A 17,031-nucleotide genomic window follows, 5' to 3' on the forward strand; every position below is an offset into this window, starting at 1 on the left:
TGGGCTTCCGGCGCTTGAATGTCCGGCCTTGCAAGCTGAGTCAGCAGATGGCCGCATCGTGCTGTTCAGGAATGATTTTTACGCAAGCCGACTTCTTGCCGGCGAATCCTGATTTATAGTGGCGCGCCATAATTCAGGAACTGCGAAGCATGTCGGAAAAATCAGTCGATTCGCTGAATGAAAGCGAAGCTGCGGAAGAACTGAAGCAGTTGGCGGCCGAGATCGCCGAGCATGACCGGCGTTATCACGCGGAGGATGCGCCGACGATCACCGACGCCGAATATGATGCGCTGCGCCGACGCAACCTCGCCATAGAGGAGCGCTTTCCCGATCTTGTGCGTGATGATTCGCCGTCGCGCCGGGTCGGCGCGCCGCCGGCGGAAGGCTTTGCCAAGGTGCGGCATGCCGTGCCGATGCTCAGCCTCGCCAAGGCCTATACCGACGAGGATGTCGCCGATTTCATCGAGCGCGGAAGGCGCTTCTTCGATCGCGACAAAGATCTCGACATCGCCTTCACCGCGGAGCCCAAGATCGACGGCCTGTCGGCTTCACTGCGCTACGAAAACGGTGTGTTCGTGCAAGGCGCGACGCGCGGCGACGGTGCCGTCGGCGAGGACATCACCGCCAATCTGAAGACGATCGCCGATATCCCGAAGACGCTGAAGGGCTCTGGTTGGCCGGATGTGATCGAGATCCGTGGCGAGGTCTACATGACCTATGCCGAGTTCGAGGCGCTGAAGCAGCGCTCCGCGGCGGTCGGCGGCCAGGACTATGTGAATCCGCGCAACACGGCAGCGGGGTCGCTGCGCCAGAAGGATCCGTCGGTCACCGCCAGCCGCAACCTGAAATTCTTCGCTTATGCCTGGGGTTATACGACCGCGGACCCGGCACTTACCCAATACGAAGCGGTGCAGAAGTTCGGGGAGTGGGGCTTCAAGATCAGCCCGCTCATGGTGCGCGCAAAGTCTGTCGACGAGCTTATCGCACAGTACCATCGGATCGAGGAACTTCGTTCGTCGCTCGGCTACGACATCGACGGCGTCGTCTACAAGGTCGACCAGCTGGAACTGCAGCGCCGCTGGGGTTTCGTCACCGGCGAGCCGCGCTGGGCGGTTGCCCATAAATTCCCGGCCGAGCAGGCGATGACGACGGTAGAGAAGATCGACATCCAGGTCGGACGCACCGGCACGCTCGCGCCAGTGGCGCGGCTGGCGCCGGTGACGGTTGGCGGGGTGGTGGTCGAGAACGTCACACTGCACAACGAGGACTACATCAAGGGTTTCGACAGCAACGGCCAGCCGATCCGCGACGGCATCGACGTGCGCATAGGTGACACAGTGGTGATCCAGCGGGCAGGCGACGTCATCCCGCAGATCGTCAGCGTCGTCATCGACAAGCGGCCGGCCGATGCCGTGCCCTACGAGTTCCCGCACACCTGTCCGGTCTGCGGTTCGCCCGCGACGCGCGAGATCAACGAGAAGACCGGCAAGGAGGACTCCCGTCGCCGCTGCACCGGCGAGCTGATCTGCGCCGCTCAGGCCGTTGAAAGGCTGCGTCATTTCGTTTCGCGCGGCGCCCTCGACATCGAAGGCCTCGGCGCGGAAAACATCGACCTGTTCTTCAATTCCGGGTTGGTGAAGACAGCCGCCGACATCTTCACGCTGAAGGACAGGCGGCCTGCAGTCACCAAGGCGCTGGCCGAACGGCGTGAGGAGCAGGCGAGGCTGCGCGAGGAAGCATCTGGCAAGACGCGCAAGAATGTACGCAGCGTCGAGGAGCGCAACTACGAAGGTCTCGACAAGCTGTTCGCGGCCATCGATGCGCGGCGCGAGCCGGAGCTCGACCGCTTCATCTTCGCGCTCGGCATCCGTCATATCGGTGAGACGACGGCCGCCGTGCTTACCCGCCAGTTCTCGACGATCGAGGAACTGATCCGGATCGGAAAGGAGACAGCTAAGGTGGAAGATCCGCACACGGTGTTCCCCTCGATCAACGGCATCGGCGACACGGTGATCAACGCGTTGCGCGACTTCTTCGGCAACGAGCGCAATGACGACGTGCTCGACGCTCTGCTGGCCCAGGTCCGGCCGAAACCCTATGTCATGGAGGTTTCAGCCGACAGCGAAGTCTCCGGCAAGACGGTTGTGTTCACCGGCACGCTGGAAAAGATGACCCGTTCGGAGGCCAAGGCGATGGCTGAGCGCCTCGGCGCCAAGGTCGCCGGCTCTGTGTCGGCGAAGACCGATCTGGTGGTGGCGGGCCCAGGCGCCGGCTCCAAGCTGAAGACCGCGAGCGATCTCGGGATCGAGGTGATCGACGAGGACACCTGGCTGCAGCGGATCGGCAGGGGCGGCTGATGGCCGGCGCGTTCAAAGGCTTTGGGCCAAAAGCCATCCCGTTCCTGAAGGCGCTGGATTTCCATCAGAGCCGGGAGTGGTTCCATGAGAATCGCGACCTCTATGATGGCGAGTTGCACGAGCCGTTCTGCGATCTGGTCCAGACGCTCAGCGAGCGCTTCGAGGCGGCAACGCTCGGCCTGCGCGGCGATCGCAAGAAATCCCTGTTCCGCATCAACCGCGATGTGCGCTTCTCAAAGGACAAGCGGCCTTACAACCGGCATCTGTCAGCCATCCTGTCGCCGGACGGCACCAAGATGGAACAAGGCGTTTTTTACGTTCATATCGGGCTAGATCGCTGCTTCGCAGGCGTCGCCTGGTGGCAGCCGGGGCCGGAACTGCTGCAGGCGATGCGCAAGGCGATCGTGACGAAGCCGGCCGCATACCGCGCCATGATAACTTCGCTCAAGAAGGCAGGGCTGGAACTCGATGCCGAGGACCGGCTGAAGCGCGCGCCCCGCGGCTTCGAGGATGTCAGCGAGGACGATCTCGCCCAGGCGGTGCGCAGCCGTCATTTCCTGGTTAGGCACGAAATCGATCCTGCGACGATCCACTCGCCGGCGCTGGTCGACGATCTTGTCGACTTCACCTTGCGCAGCAGGCCGTTGCTCGATTGGGGCAGGGCGATCCAGGGCACTGCCGGATAACTCGCATCTTTGCCAGCGATCAGTTCCGCTGATCGATGGCTCAAGCGAATTGGTGTGACAGGAAAGGCGACGCTCCCTAAATCAGGCCGCTCAAGGGAGCAGTTGGATGACGGCGCAAGCAATCTCCGAGAGCCGCGCGAAAAGCGATTTCTGGGACGGCGTGCGGCTGTCGATGCCGGTGGTCGTCGCCTCGGCGCCGTTCGCTGTGCTGTTCGGCGCGATCGCTGTCGACAACGGCTTTTCTGTGCTTGAGGCCTTTCTGATGAGCGCCATGATCTATGGCGGCGCCAGCCAGATGGTCGGCATCGAGCTCTTCGGCCAGCATGTCGCGCCGTGGCTGATCGTGCTCTCGATCTTCGCCGTGAATTTCCGCCACGTGCTCTATTCCGCCGGCATCGGCCGGCGCATCGCCCATTGGCCGGTGCTGCAGCAGGCGATCGGCTATTTCATCCTCACCGATCCGCAATTTGCCATAGCCGAGGCGAGGGCGGAGTCCGGCAGGCCTGTAGGCTTCGTCTGGTACATGGGGCTCGGACTGCCGGTCTATGTGTTCTGGGTCATCGAAAGCGGGCTTGGCGCTGTGTTCGGCAAGCTGATCCCGGACACGCATGCGCTGGGCATCGATTTCCTGCTGCCGATATACTTCCTCGGCCTCGTGCTCGGCTTCCGCAAGCGGCCATTGTGGCTGCCCGTGGTCGCCGCCAGCGCGGTCGCCTCGATCATCGCCTACAAGACGGTCGGCTCGCCCTGGCATGTGTCGATCGGCGCGGTTGCCGGCGTGCTTCTCGCGGTGATCCTGCCGCCTCATCACAGCGGCGTGGGGAAACGGCCATGAGCACGACCTTCTGGATCATCCTGGCTGGCGCGATCGCCACCTACCTGACCCGCGTCGGCGGCCATCTCGTCATCTCGCGTTTCGAAAACATCCACCCGCGCGTCGAGGCGGGGCTGAACGCCGTGCCGGCGGCGGTGCTGACGACCCTGGTGGCTCCGGCGGCCCTCGGCGCCGGTCCAGCCGAATGGGCGGCATTGATCGTCACAGCCGTCGTTTCCCTGCGCGGCGGCTTGATGGCGATGTTTCTGGCCGGCGCCGCCGTGTTGATCGTCGCCCGCCAATTCGTGGGATAAGTTAGATCTTCGCGTCGTGGGGCAGCGGCGCGGTCGCCTTCTCCAGCCAGGCCAGCGTCTCGCCGTCGACCATCGGGCCGACCTCGGCCAGCACCCAGGCGTGATACCGGTCAAGCCAATGCAGTTCGTCGCGGGTCAGCAGATCAGTGCGGATCAGACGCTTGTCGATGGGCGCCAGCGTCAGCGTCTCGAAGCCGTGCATGGCGATGTCGCCGCCTTCGATCTGCTCGGCGGGCGTAACCAGGATCAGGTTCTCGATGCGGATGCCGTAGGCGCCTTCCTTGTAGTAGCCCGGCTCGTTGGACAGCATCATGCCGGCCAGCAGCTTTTCGGTACCGGTGCGGGCGATGCGTTGCGGCCCCTCATGCACGGCGAGATAGGAGCCGACGCCGTGGCCGGTGCCGTGGGCGAAGTCGCAGCCATGCTGCCATAGCGCCATGCGGGCGACCGCGTCGATTTCCGAGCCCCGCGTGCCGGCGGGAAAGCGCAGCGTCGAGATGCCGATCATGCCCTTCAGAACCAGCGTGAAGCGCTCGCGCATCTCCTCGGTCGGCTGACCCACCGGCACGGTGCGGGTGATGTCTGTGGTGCCGTCCTGATACTGCGCGCCGGAATCGAGCAGGAACAGCTCGCCACTCTGCAGTTTGCGGCTGGTGGCGCGCGAGACGCGGTAATGCATGATGGCGCCGTTGGGGCCGGCGCCGGAAATGGTGTCGAAGGAAACGTCGCGCAGCGGCATCTGCGTTTCCTCACCGGTCTGCCGGCGCACCGACTCGAGCTTGGTGACGACGTCTATCTCGTTCAGCGTGCCGGGCTTTTGCCGGTCGAGCCAGCAGAGCAGTTTGGCGACCGCCGCGCCGTCGCGGCGATGCGCGGCGCGGCTGCCGGCGATCTCGGCCTTGTTCTTGGTGGCGCGTGGGATACGGGCGGGATCCGGCGCGGATATGACCTCGCCGCCGTTTTCCTCCACCAGCATCCTCAGCTTCTCGGCCGCCAGCACCGGATCGAGCGCGATTTTGGCGCCCGCCTTGGCGAGCCCGGCGATGGCGGCTTCGAACTCGGCCGGATCATGCAGGTCGGCAAGCTGGGTGAGGTAGGCGGCGACCTGTTGCGAGAACTTGCGCTGGTCCATGAAGAGTTGATGCTTGCCGTCGGCGGCGAGGATGGCGAAGCCGAGCGCCAGCGGCGTGTGCGGCACGTCGCCGCCACGGATGTTGAAGGCCCAAGCGATGGAGGAGGGGTCGGTGAGCACGGCGTGGGTGGCGCCATCCTTTTCGATCGCGCCGGCCAGCCGCGCCAACTTGTCCTTGGCGAGCTCGCCGGCGAAGGCGATCGGATGGAGCTCGACCGGCGCGCGCGGCGGCTCGGGCTGGTCCTTCCAGATGATGTCTATGGGGTTCCTGTCGAGCGGCACAAGCGTCGCGCCGGACTGCTCGGCCGATGCCTTCAGCGCCTTGACCTCGCCGATCGTGTGCAGCCAGGGATCGAAGCCGAGTCTGGCGCCCTTGCCGAGATTGTCCTTGATCCAGGAAGCCGGTGGATTGTCGACGAGGCTTTCGATCGTGAAGATCGACAGGTCGACTTCGTTGCGCACCTGGAGCGTGTAGCGGCCGTCGACGAAGATGAAGGCGCGGTCGCGCAGGATAAGGGCGACGCCGGCCGAGCCGCTGAAGCCGGTCAGCCATTTCAGCCGAGCCGAGCGGTGGGCGACATATTCGCCCTGATGCTCGTCGGCGCGGGGAACCATGAAACCATCGAGGTCATTTTCGGCCAGCCACTGGCGCAGCATCGCCACGCGTGGCTTGCCGACGGCGGGATCGCCGGCCGAATCAAAGGTCTGGAACATCGTGGACTCCTCACGCCTGCGGCACGCTTTGGACCGTAGCCCAAGGCCCTGAAAATCGGAATCGATTTCCAGCGTCTGCGGCGGGGCAAAGTGCAATGGGTTGAACCCTATTTCAACATGGCGCGGTTGGTCCAGACGTGGGCTCCGGCGAGAAGGCATTCCTGCAGCCAGAGCTTATTAAGAATCCTCTAACATGCTGAATTACAACCAGAAAAAGTCAGTGCGGGATGTCTTTTGCAAATGCGTGGCATCACAGGGCAGGCTATCTGTGTGCCGGGTGTTATTGGGTTTGATCGAATGGGCGAGGTCCATCCGATCGATTTGCGTGTTGGGGGTTCGTGTGAGCACACGATTTTTACGCTATGGGCAGCAACTGGCAGGCCCCCGGCTCACTGCGCCTGACCAAATCTTCCGATAAGAACAAAACGACCGGACCGGCTACACGTCGTCCGGCAATCTTCAAGCGACATTGAGACAGGCCCGCATGATGGGCAACGGGGCATGGGGCGGGACATGGACATTTCGACGGGCTTGAACAAGCGTGGGCTTACCTGTGCTGCACGAACGCGAGGCCCTTTGTCGGGCGCATCAGTCCGGCGAATGAGCTTGCTTGCGGGCTCCGCCCTGGCAGGTCTTACCCTGTCGGCGATTTCCGCGTCGGCCCAACAATGGACGGGCCAAACGAGTTCCGAATACACGGACGGGAGCAACTGGGTCGGCGGCAGCGTGCCGAATTCGGGTAGCGCGCCGGTGGTGTTCGGAGCGGGCGCGAGCACGACGACCGTCAATCTGGATACGCCCAACCCGGGCGGCTACGTGACGACCGGCACCGTGACGTTCAACGACCCGGCCAGCGCCTATACGATCAACGTTTCCAACGGGGCCTACCTCAACATCAATGGTGGCGTGAACAACACGTCCGGCGTGACCCAGAACTTCACGGTTGCAGGCTCCTGGAGCGGGACCAGCTATATCAATATCCGGAACGCCGATGCCGGCAGCAACGTCGTTTACACGGTCAATGCCTACGGCGGAGTGGCCTTCTATTCCTCCGACGCGTCGCCAGCTTCCGGAGCGAACGCGAAGTTCATTCTCAACGGCGGCTCCGTCTCTCTCGGTGGGTCTGGAACACTGGAATTGGGGTCGGTCGAAGGATCGGGCGTTCTTTCCTATTATGGAGATCCCAACGGCTCGAGCGGCAACTTCCAGATCGGCGGCCTCAACACCAGCACGACGCTCAACGGCCAGATCCAGGAACAGACCGGCACGTTGTCGATCACCAAGGTTGGCACGGGAAAGCTGACGCTTACCGGCGCGAGCAATTACACGGGTGGGACGAACCTTTACGCAGGCACGCTCAGCCTCGGCAACAACGATGCGCTGGGTACGGGTTGGTTCTCCGCGTTCAACGGGACCGTGATCGACATCCAGGACGGCATCACGATCAACAACAACCTGACCATCGACGTCAGCCAGACCATGAATGTCGATTCGGGAACGGGCACCTATGCCGGCCAGATCTCGGACTTCAGCGATCCCTCGATGATCATAAAGACCGGCGCGGGCACGCTCGTGCTGACCAACAACGGCAACAATTTCGGCTCCGGCGCGCTGATCAAGCAGGGAACGCTGCAGGTCACGGCGAGCCATGCGCTGGGCACGGGCGCCATCACGCTCGACGGCGGCACGCTGCAGGCAGGCGCGGACAATCTGGCGCTGCCAAACACATTCCTGCAGTTCGGCGCCGCTGGCGGCGCCATCGACACCCAAGCCTATGATATGACCATCAGCGGCACGATGGCGGATATCGACTCGACAAGAAGCACCTTCACCAAGAAGGGGTCTGGAACATTGACGATCGACGGCACATCGGGCGGCAACAATTATACGACCGCCACCGACGTCGCTGAGGGCACGCTGAAGGCGGGCGCCGCCAACATCTTCAGCCCGAACAGCGCCTATACGGTGGAAAGCGGCGCAACCCTTTCGCTGAACAATTTCAACCAGACGATCGGTTCGCTCGCCGGCGCCGGCACGGTCGACAACGGGACGGCCACGCTGACGACCGGCGGCAACGGCAAATCGACCGTGTTTTCCGGCGGCCTGACGGGAACGGGCGGTCTGGTGAAGACGGGCAGTGGAACCTTCGAGCTTTCGGGTGTGAGCTCGCTGTCCGGCGCCACCGAGGTCAAGGCCGGAACGCTGCTCGTCAGCGGTTCGCTCGAGGGTTCGGCCGTCACGGTCGACAGTGGCGCCACGCTCGGCGGCGCGGGCACGATCAAGTCGCTCGATACAGCCGGCACGGTCGCAGCCGGCAACAACGCGATCGGGACCTTGACCGTCAAGAGCAACGCCAATTTCCAGGCAGGTTCGACCTATGCGGTGGAGGTCGGTTCCGCCGGCCTTTCGGATTTGATCGACGCGTCGGGCGACGCAACCATTGCCAACGGCGCGGGGCTGACGGTGACGAATTCCGGCGCCTATGTGCCAGGCCACTACACCGTTCTTGCGGCGGGTGGCAGTGTCAGCGGAGAGTTCACGCTCAACTCCAGTCCCCACGTCTCGAATTTCCTCGACGCGGCCATCAACTACGATCCGAGCCACGTCTACGTGGACATCACCAAGAGCAAGACCCTCAAATCCGCCGGCTCGACACCAAATCAGACCGCTACGGGCGCGGCGCTGGACAGTTTGAGCAGCGGCGCCTTGTTGGGGGCGGTGCTCGCGCTGCCCAGCGATGCCGCGGCGCAGAACGCCTTCGACCAGCTCTCCGGGGAGGTTCATGCGTCGGCAAAGGGAGCGCTCCTACAGGACAGCCACTTCCTGCAGGATGCTGTGACGGTGCGCCTGCGCGCGGCTTTCGGCGACGGCGCCACGGCGCTGCCGGTCATGGCTTATGGCGAAGACGGTCCGGAGATCGTGCCAGCCGAAAGCGAGCGCTTCGCCTTCTGGGGGCAGGGTTTTGGCGCCTGGGGTGGCATGGATGGCGACGGCAATGCCGCGTCTCTCCACCGCTCGACCGGCGGGCTGCTGATGGGCGCGGACGGCATGGCGGGCGATTGGCGCCTCGGCTTGGTCGGCGGCTACAGCCGGACCAGCTTCGATGTCGATGACCGCCGTTCCTCCGGCGACAGCGACAACTACCATCTGGGCGTCTATGGCGGGACCAATTGGGGCGCCCTCGCGTTCCGCACCGGCGCCGCCTACACTTGGCAGCGGATCTCGACGTCGCGCTCGGTCGGCTTCCAGGGCTTCGCGGACCAGTCGTCGGCGAATTATGACGCCGCCACCGCGCAGGCCTTCGGCGAGCTGGCCTACAAGACCGATGCCGGGCAGTTTGCCTTCGAGCCCTTCGCCAATCTCGCCTATGTCAACCTGCACACGGATGGATTCACCGAGACGGGTGGCGCGGCCGCGCTGACCGGCGGTAGCTCGACGACCGATGCGACCTTCACGACGCTTGGCGTCAGGGCGTCCACCGATGTGACGCTTGGCGGGATGTCGGCCACTGCGCGCGGCATGTTCGGCTGGCGCCATGCCTATGGCGATGTGACACCGCTCTCGACTTTCGCTTTCGCCGGAAGCGACAGCTTCGCCGTCGCCGGTGTGCCTATCGCCAGGGACGCGATGCTGGTGGAAGCGGGCTTCGACATTCAGCTCGCGGCCAACGCCACGCTCGGCCTGTCCTACGCCGGACAGTTCGGTCCGGACGCGTTTGACAATGGCTTCAAGGCCAATTTTGGCGTGAAGTTCTGAGGACAGGGAAGGCCGGCGGAATGCCGGTCAAGCCGCGGGTGACATGCTTAGCGCTTGAGGTGAATGGTCACCCAGCCTTCGCGGTGCGAGGTAAGGACGTGGCGGAAGCTCTGGCCGACATAGGCCGAGACCACGGCGTCGCGCTGCCGGTCGAGGATGCCTGAAAGCACCAGCGAGCCGCCAAGCTTGATGTGCTTGGCCATCTCTGGCGCCAGCCGCATCAGCGGCCGCGCCAGGATGTTGGCGACGATCAGGTCGAAGGGGGCGCGCCTGGCGAAGATCGGGTGATGAAAGCCGGGCGCCGTCACGGTCTCGACCAGCGCCTTCACATGGTTGAGCCTCGCATTGGCCGCTGCGACGCGAACCGCTACCGCGTCGATATCGGTCGCCAGCACCGGGATATGCGCAAGCTTCGCCACCGCGATCGCCAGCACGGCGCTGCCGGTGCCGAGGTCGAGCGCATTGCGAGGGTGCTCGCGCAGCACGACCTTCTCCAGCATTTCGAGGCAGCCGGCCGTGGTGCCGTGATGACCCGTGCCGAAGGCGAGGCCGGCCTCGATCTCAATGGCTAGATCGCCGCTGTGGCGCTTTGCCCGGTCATGCGCGCCGTGGACGAAAAAGCGGCCGGCGCGCACCGGCTTCAGCCCTTCCAGCGAGCGGGATACCCAATCGACATCAGGGAGTACCTCGCGCTCGACCGGTTTCGGCAGACCGAGGCCGGTGAGGATGTCCCTGACCCGATCCTCGACGCCATCGACGTCCGCGTCGGCGTAAAGCGAGACTTCGTGGATATCCTTGTCCTCGTCGACTTCGAGCACGGCCAGCGGCAGGCCGTCGTCCTCGAATGCGGCGTCGAGCGCCGCGAAGATGCGGTCGGCTTCGATCTTGCCAGCGATGAAATGGAGCCTGGTCTGTCCCATCAGGGCGACTCTTGTTCAAGCATGATCATTTCCGAGAGCCGGTTCCCACTTCTCGGGATCATGCCTCGCCGCCCGCCGCAAGCCGCTTCAGCTTGGCGATGGCGGTGTCGGCGCTCTCGCCATAGGCGATCGTTCCGGCGAACTCGCCCTTGGCGTTGAGCAACAGCACGGAGGCTGTGTGGTCCATCGTGTAATCGCCGTCGCCGGTGTCGACCTTCTTCCAGTAGATGCCGAAGGCCTTGGCCATGGCGTGCACCTTGTCCGGATCGCCGGTGATGCCGGTGATACGGTCGGAGAAATTGCTGACGTAGGAATTCATGATCTGGGGCGTGTCGCGTTCCGGATCCACGGTGACGAAGTAGGCGTTGAGGTTCTTGCCGCTATCGCCCATCGTCTTCAGCCAGCCAGCCAGCTCGAACAGCGTGGTCGGGCAAACTTCGGGGCAATGCGTGAAACCGAAGAAGACGACACTCGGACGACCTCTCATCGCTGCTTCGGTTATCGGGGCGCCCTTCTCGTCGACAAGCGTGAAGGAGCCGCCATAGGGCTCGCCGCTGTGGTGCGAGCGGTATGACCAGATGGTCATTCCACCGATCCCGACGGCCATCGCAATGAGGATGCCGATCAGGATGAAGCGCATGGTCGGAGAGGCGTCGCTGTACATGTCGTGGTCTTGTCGCGGTTGGCGGCAATGGTGAAGCAAGGTGCCGGATGCGAAATGCCGATCGCATTCTATTGCCGGTAACGTAATGCTTTGGATGCGCAACGCAAAGATGTCGCGTTGCCGCAAGCGGCCTTCGGCGCATCGATGGCGTCAGGAAGCGAGCGACCGGCTTGCAAATGCCACGGTCTTGTCCCACCTGAGATCGGCAATTTGCGAACCGAGGAGGCTTCCTTGCGAAAACTGATCTGCGGCGCCTTTGCCGCATGCGTTGTCTTCAGCACCGGCTCGGCCATGGCGGACGAGGTCGGAAAGGTCGGTGTCGACTGGGTCGGCAACGACATCATGGTCGACGCCATCAAGGATCCGAAAGTGGACGGCATCACCTGCCATGTCGCCTATTTCGATCGTAGCGTCATCGACCGGCTGCACAAGGGCAACTGGTTCGAGGATCCATCCGATTCCTCGGTCTCCTGCCGCCAGACCGGGCCGATCACCATCGGCGATATCGACATGAGCGAGGGCGGCGAGGAGGTGTTCAAGCAAGGCCTCAGCCTGATCTGGAAGAAGCAGGTGGTGAACCGCATCTACGACAAGAAGAACGAGACACTGATCTATCTGTCGCATTCGCGCCAGGTGCAGAACGGCTCGGCGAAGATGTCGGTGTCGACCGTGCCGCTTTACGGCCAGAACGTGGTCTGGACGAAGGGCAAGCCGTAACAGCACGCCTGGGACTGGCCGACGGGCGGTTGGTCCCGGCTTGCGGGACCGGTCGCCCAGGCGTAAAGCCGCGCCATGGACCGTCCTGAAAACCTCGTCCTGAAAGATCCCGAGCCGCGCATCCATCCGACCGCGGAGCTCAAGGCATGCAAGCTCGGCCGCTACGCCTCGATCGGCGAGCGGGTGATCCTTCGCGAGGTGACGGTCGGCGACTTTTCCTATTTCGAGCGCCACTCGGAAGCCATCTACACGACGATCGGCAAGTTCTGCTCGATCGCCGCCAACAGCCGTATCAATGCGCTCGAGCATCCGATCGAGCGGCTTACCCAGCACAAGGTCAGCTATCGGCCCAACGAGTATTTCCGCTGGCTGGGCGTCGATGCGGCATTCCGCGAGCGCCGTCAGGCACAGGCGGTCACCGTCGGCCACGACGTCTGGATCGGCCATGGCGCCGTCATCATGCCGGGCGTCACGATCGGCAACGGGGCCGTCATCGGCGCCAACGCGGTCGTTACGCACGACGTGCCGCCTTACGCCATCGTCGCCGGCGTTCCGGCCAAACCGCTGCGGCAGCGGTTCTCCGCCGACACAGCGGCGCGTATCGAGAACCTCGCCTGGTGGGACTGGGCACCGGAAAGACTCGCCCAGGCAATCCCGGACATGCAGTCCTTGCCGATCGAGGCATTCCTTGATCGATGGGAAGAGAACGCCGGCTGAACTACCCCTCGTATGCACTCGACAAAGCGGCTGTTCCCAAGGGCAGCCTCGGTTCGTCGGAAATGCCCCCTCCACTATGCGGGGGTGGCGCAGCGGAAGGGGCTTGAGGTAAACCGCCGTGAAGCGGAAGAAACAGGCTTTTTGACCTGCACCGTCACTATCACAACAAACGGATAAGGTGTCTTCTCGCGCGCCTGCCTCTTTCGCGTGTATCGAATTGCAGCCGCCGCGTCAGGCTCTTAGCAGTTCATGTAGGCGGCGAATGCGTCCTTGTGGTCCGGATGCCAGCGCGAGAGGGCGGGGCGGTTCTCGACGATATCGCCGATCGCCCAGGCCATGCGCTTTTCGTCGACAGGCCGCGCGACCTCGTTGTCGGGGCACAGGATGTAGAAATCGTCCTGCATGAGCGATGCCAGCATGAAGTCCACCACTTGCTCGCCTGTCCAGGCGCCCGCGGGCTTTTGCGACGCGCCCACGGTCAGGCCGGTGAACGTGAAGCCGGGAATGAGCAGATGCGCGGAGACCGTCGATCCGGGCTCGTTGCGCAGCGCGTGCGCCAGTCCTTCCGTGAAGGTCTTCACGCCGGCCTTCGATACGTTGTAGGCGAGATTGCCAGGCGGCGTGGTGATGCCTTGCTTGGAGCCGGTGTTGATGATCAGGCCGGGTTTGCCAGCGGCCAGCATGCGCGGCGCGAAAGCCTCGACGCCGTGCACCACGCCCCAGAAATTGATGTCCAGAAGCCGCTTCCAGGCATCGCGGTTTTCCCACGGCTTGCCCGGGTTGTTGCCGACGCCGGCATTGTTCATCAGCACCGAGACGTCGCCGAAAGCGCCGTAAGTGAGTTCCGCCAGCCTGTCGACTTCATCAGCCTTGGATACGTCGGTGGGGACAGGCAGGACCGCGTCATCGCCAGCGATGACTGCAACCGCCTGCCTGGCCTGGTCGAGCCGCACGCCGCCGATGTCGGCAAGCACGGTCCTCATGCCCATGGCCGCAAATCGCTTCGCGGCGGCAAGGCCGATGCCGCTGGCGCCGCCGGTGATGACGGCGACGTTGCCGGCGGCGAAAGCGGGCAGGGCAGTCTGGATTTCGGTGTCGCTTGTCATCGTCCCTGTCCTTGTTCGAGATGAGCCGAACTTAGCGCCGGGTGGAACCGAGGCAAGCCTGCCAGGGTTGACCGGCGTAGCTTGCGCCGCGCATGCTATCCAAAACGGAGGTTTGGCGATTGACCGACTGGATCGGGATCCTGAAGGAGCAGACCATCACCGGCGACCAGATGGGCCGGGAGGTGCCGAAGATGCTGGCCAACCCAGATATCAGCGAGGTGCAGGTAAAGACGCTTTTTTCAGAGTTGGAGAAACAGGCGGATTTCGCCGAGAAGTTGCGCCAGGCGCTGGAAAAGTTCGGCCACGACTTTCCCGTCATCAAGGCGGCCGAGCGGCTCGAGGAGCGTTATGCGGACCTTGCCGCTTCCGTAGCCGAGAAGCTGAAGGCGATGCGGAAGTAGACTCCAGCTCCTTGTTTTCACGCATCGCGGACGGCAAGCCGTTTAATGCCTTTCCTCGAACCGCTCTATTTTTCGACCAGCCTCTCGAATCGCTTGTCGGGTGCGAACCAGATGGCCGCCACGAACACATAGATCGCCACGCTGATCCACTGGTTGAGGAAGCTCAGCAGGACGGCGACGATGTAGAGCGCCAAGGAAATCTTGCCCTTTTTGTCGTGCCCGACCGCCTTGGCAAAGGTCGTGTCGTCGCCGTGCAGATGGCGCAGCTTCATGACCAGAATGGTGTAGGCCACGGCGCAGAGCGCCAGGTCGATGCCGTAGACGGCAACCGGCGCCGGGGCGAACTCGTTTTCGCCCATGAAGGCAGTGGTCACCGGCATCAGCGACAGCCAGAACAGAAGGTTGAGGTTGGCCCACAACACGCGGCCGTCGACGCGCTGCACGGTGTGGAACATGTTGTGCAGATTGTTCCAATAGATGCCGACATTGATGAAGGAGAGCACGTAGCAGAAGAAGATCGGCCACTGCGGCAATAGCGCTGCGAAATCCTCGCCATGCGGAACTTTCAGGTCCAGCACCATGATGGTGATGATGATGGCGACGACGCCATCGGTGAATGCCTCGACCCGTCCCTTGCCCATGGTTCCTCCCCTGCGGCCAGCAGACGTTACGGGAGGATTTCGCCCAACACCATACTGCCAGAATTGTCAGGAGCGGGTTCGGCATGTGGAACGGCCGTCATTACATGGCCGTTGGGGCTGCAACCAGTCGGAGGCCGGCATGACCGACGATACCCAAACCATCCCACGCGACGATGAACTCACCGGTGGCGCAGCGATGACCGCGGTGGCGGCCATGATTGCCGTGCTGTTCGCCGGAAGCACGGTGCTGACGCCGCTCTACGTCATCTACAGGCAGGTCTTCGGCTTATCGCAGATCACCGCGACGCTGATCTATGCCGTCTACGTGGTAGGCAACCTGGGCGCGCTGCTGGTTTTCGGGCGGCTGTCGGATGTCATCGGCCGCCGTCCCGCCGCAATGGCGGCGATGGCCGTCGCGGTGGTCAGCGCGCTGTCTTTCCTGTTTGCCGAAAACCTGGCCTGGCTCGATTTCGCCCGCATCCTCGCCGGCCTCGGTGTCGGGGTAGGCGCGGGGACCGGCACGGCCTGGCTCGCCGAATTGATCGAAGACGAGGACAAATCACGAGCCGCCGTCATCGCCACCAGCACCAACTTCATCGGCCTCGGCTCCGGCGCCCTGATGTCGGGGTTGCTTGCCGAATACGCGCCCTGGCCGCTCAGGCTGACATTCGCTGTCTATCTCATCCTGCTGGTGGTGGTCACCTTGCTGATCTGGCGCACGCGCGAAACCGTGGCGCGGCCGGGACGGTTGTCCGATGTCACGATGCGGCCACGGCTTTCGGTTCCGGTCAGCATCCGCGCGCGGTTCGTGGCGCCGGCGGTGACAGGCTTCGGCGCGATGGCGCTGGTCGGCTTCTACGCCGCGCTGGCACCCAGCGTGCTGGCGCAGCAACTGCATGTCACCAACCATGCCGAAGCCGGCGGGCTGTTCTTCGAACTCTCGATCGTGGCGGCCGCGACGATCCTGGCGACCGCGCGCCTGTCGAGCCGCTTCACGATGCTTTCGGCGCTGACTTTGATGATCCCAACCGTGGTGCTCATCGTCGCGGCGCAGGTGTTTGCCTCGATGGCGACGATGATTGCAGCTACCGCGCTCTGCGGCGTCGCGGCAGCGCTCGGCTATCGCGGTGGCCTGCAGGTAGTGAACCAGATCGCGCCGGCAGACCGGCGCGCCGAAGTCGTGTCGGCCTTCTTCATCTGCTGCTTCTGCGGCAACGCGCTGCCGGTGATCGGCATCGGGGTGCTGTCGGACCGGGCAGGCGCGACGGCGGCAAGCCTCGCCTTCGCCGGCATGATCACGGTCTTCTCGCTGGTCGCGCTATGGTTTGGCTCGCGTAACGCGAGGTGATCCCGGCCAGCGGGACGCTTCAGCCGCTGGGTGTTTCTGGCGAAAGGTTCGCCCGCTGGCGCGGCACGCCGAGGCCGGTGTCTGGCGGCAGACCCATGGCAGGGCGATCCTCGATCATATGCATGGTCCGCCAGCGGCCGAAACGGTAGTAGCCGGCGGCAAGGACCAGCGAAGCGATCGATCCGGCCGGGAAGCTCCACCACAACGCCTCCTGGCCGATGACGCTTCGCATGGAATAGGCAAAGCCGGTGCGTATGATCAGCACCGAGATGATCAGGATGATCAGCGGCGGCATGACGGCGCCGGTGGCGCGGACCGTCGCGAACAGCACGATGGTGATGCCGAACAGGATAAAGGACCAGGACGCCACCTTGTTGATGTGGGCGGCGATATCTATCGCCGTGCTGTCGCCGCTCAGGAAAAGGCTGAGCACCGCGCGGTCGAAGAAGAACAGCAGCGCCACCAGCGAGCCGGTCAGCACCAGGTTGAAGCCGACGCCCGACGCCGCGACTTTGCCAATACGGTCCCAGCGCCCGGCGCCGACATTCTGTGCCGCCATCGAGGAAACCGCGGCGCCGATCGCGAGCGCCGGCATCTGGATGTAGGTCCAGAGTTGCGCGGCGATGCCGTAGGCGGCGGCGACCTGCGAGCCGTAGGAATTGACGATCCCCATCACCGTCAGCGCCGCCGCCGAGATGACGATCATCTGCAGGCCCATCGGAATGCCCTTGAAGACGACGATGC

15 protein-coding genes are annotated in these 17,031 nt (G+C 63.8%); 9 read left to right on the forward strand and 6 right to left on the reverse strand.

Going from position 1 to position 17,031, the window contains the following annotated elements:
• Positions 1–149: 149 nt before the first annotated feature.
• The 4 genes from ligA (at position 150) to Q0L57_RS15575 (ending at position 4,171) form a co-directional block, all read left to right on the forward strand.
• Positions 150–2,357, forward strand: a complete 2,208-nt coding sequence (gene ligA / locus Q0L57_RS15560) for an NAD-dependent DNA ligase LigA (RefSeq protein ID WP_296744022.1) — start codon at positions 150–152, stop codon at positions 2,355–2,357.
• Positions 2,357–3,043 carry a TIGR02453 family protein gene (locus tag Q0L57_RS15565; RefSeq protein ID WP_296744024.1) on the forward strand — a complete coding sequence of 229 codons (687 nt, stop codon included), beginning with the start codon at positions 2,357–2,359 and terminating at the stop codon, positions 3,041–3,043. The genes ligA and Q0L57_RS15565 overlap by 1 nt, the downstream gene beginning before the upstream one ends.
• 106 nt (positions 3,044–3,149) lie before the next feature.
• A complete protein-coding gene (locus tag Q0L57_RS15570; protein WP_296744025.1) occupies positions 3,150–3,878 on the forward strand; it encodes an AzlC family ABC transporter permease in 729 nt (242 codons plus the stop codon).
• Positions 3,875–4,171: an AzlD family protein gene (locus tag Q0L57_RS15575; protein WP_296744027.1), complete on the forward strand. Its 297-nt coding sequence runs from the start codon at positions 3,875–3,877 to the stop codon at positions 4,169–4,171. The genes Q0L57_RS15570 and Q0L57_RS15575 overlap by 4 nt, the downstream gene beginning before the upstream one ends.
• Position 4,172: 1 nt before the next feature.
• Here Q0L57_RS15575 and Q0L57_RS15580 read toward each other — a convergent pair whose 3' ends face one another.
• Positions 4,173–6,017, reverse strand: coding sequence for an aminopeptidase P family protein (locus tag Q0L57_RS15580; RefSeq protein WP_296744029.1), 1,845 nt, complete (start codon positions 6,015–6,017; stop codon positions 4,173–4,175).
• A gap of 600 nt (positions 6,018–6,617) precedes the next feature.
• Between Q0L57_RS15580 and Q0L57_RS15585 the strand changes: the two genes are divergently transcribed.
• Positions 6,618–9,773 carry an autotransporter domain-containing protein gene (locus tag Q0L57_RS15585; protein WP_296744030.1) on the forward strand — a complete coding sequence of 1,052 codons (3,156 nt, stop codon included), beginning with the start codon at positions 6,618–6,620 and terminating at the stop codon, positions 9,771–9,773.
• A gap of 47 nt (positions 9,774–9,820) precedes the next feature.
• Here the strand turns inward: Q0L57_RS15585 and Q0L57_RS15590 are convergent, their stop codons facing one another.
• Both Q0L57_RS15590 and Q0L57_RS15595 read right to left on the reverse strand, forming a co-directional pair.
• On the reverse strand, positions 9,821–10,693 hold the full coding sequence (locus tag Q0L57_RS15590; protein ID WP_296744032.1) for a 50S ribosomal protein L11 methyltransferase: 873 nt from the start codon (positions 10,691–10,693) through the stop codon (positions 9,821–9,823).
• A 58-nt stretch (positions 10,694–10,751) separates the two neighbouring features.
• A complete protein-coding gene (locus Q0L57_RS15595) occupies positions 10,752–11,357 on the reverse strand; it encodes an SCO family protein (RefSeq protein ID WP_296744033.1) in 606 nt (201 codons plus the stop codon).
• A 291-nt stretch (positions 11,358–11,648) separates the two neighbouring features.
• Here Q0L57_RS15595 and Q0L57_RS15600 point away from each other — a divergent pair, with 291 nt between their 5' ends.
• Positions 11,649–12,074 carry a CreA family protein gene (locus tag Q0L57_RS15600; RefSeq protein WP_296744046.1) on the forward strand — a complete coding sequence of 142 codons (426 nt, stop codon included), beginning with the start codon at positions 11,649–11,651 and terminating at the stop codon, positions 12,072–12,074.
• Between the two features lie 75 nt (positions 12,075–12,149).
• The gene (locus Q0L57_RS15605; protein ID WP_296744035.1) at positions 12,150–12,791 is read left to right on the forward strand and encodes a DapH/DapD/GlmU-related protein; all 642 of its coding nucleotides are present in this window, start codon (positions 12,150–12,152) and stop codon (positions 12,789–12,791) included.
• A 239-nt stretch (positions 12,792–13,030) separates the two neighbouring features.
• Here Q0L57_RS15605 and Q0L57_RS15610 read toward each other — a convergent pair whose 3' ends face one another.
• Positions 13,031–13,897, reverse strand: a complete 867-nt coding sequence (locus tag Q0L57_RS15610; RefSeq protein WP_296744036.1) for an SDR family NAD(P)-dependent oxidoreductase — start codon at positions 13,895–13,897, stop codon at positions 13,031–13,033.
• A 119-nt stretch (positions 13,898–14,016) separates the two neighbouring features.
• On the opposite strand from Q0L57_RS15610, the gene Q0L57_RS15615 reads away from it, so the two are divergent.
• Positions 14,017–14,298 (forward strand): hypothetical protein, encoded by a 282-nt coding sequence (locus Q0L57_RS15615; RefSeq protein WP_296744038.1) that lies wholly within the window; start codon positions 14,017–14,019, stop codon positions 14,296–14,298.
• Between the two features lie 65 nt (positions 14,299–14,363).
• On the opposite strand, the gene Q0L57_RS15620 is transcribed toward Q0L57_RS15615, so the two are convergent.
• The gene (locus tag Q0L57_RS15620) at positions 14,364–14,939 is read right to left on the reverse strand and encodes a TMEM175 family protein (RefSeq protein WP_296744039.1); all 576 of its coding nucleotides are present in this window, start codon (positions 14,937–14,939) and stop codon (positions 14,364–14,366) included.
• A 139-nt stretch (positions 14,940–15,078) separates the two neighbouring features.
• Here Q0L57_RS15620 and Q0L57_RS15625 point away from each other — a divergent pair, with 139 nt between their 5' ends.
• Positions 15,079–16,287 (forward strand): MFS transporter, encoded by a 1,209-nt coding sequence (locus tag Q0L57_RS15625; RefSeq protein WP_296744041.1) that lies wholly within the window; start codon positions 15,079–15,081, stop codon positions 16,285–16,287.
• Positions 16,288–16,306: 19 nt separating this feature from the next.
• Here Q0L57_RS15625 and Q0L57_RS15630 read toward each other — a convergent pair.
• Positions 16,307–17,031, reverse strand: a 725-nt coding sequence (locus tag Q0L57_RS15630; RefSeq protein WP_296744043.1) for an MATE family efflux transporter, incomplete at its 5' end; no start/stop codon positions are given.

The sequence above is a fragment of the Mesorhizobium sp. genome, from assembly GCF_024509055.1.
In the GTDB taxonomy this organism is placed as follows: Bacteria; Pseudomonadota; Alphaproteobacteria; order Rhizobiales; family Rhizobiaceae; genus Mesorhizobium.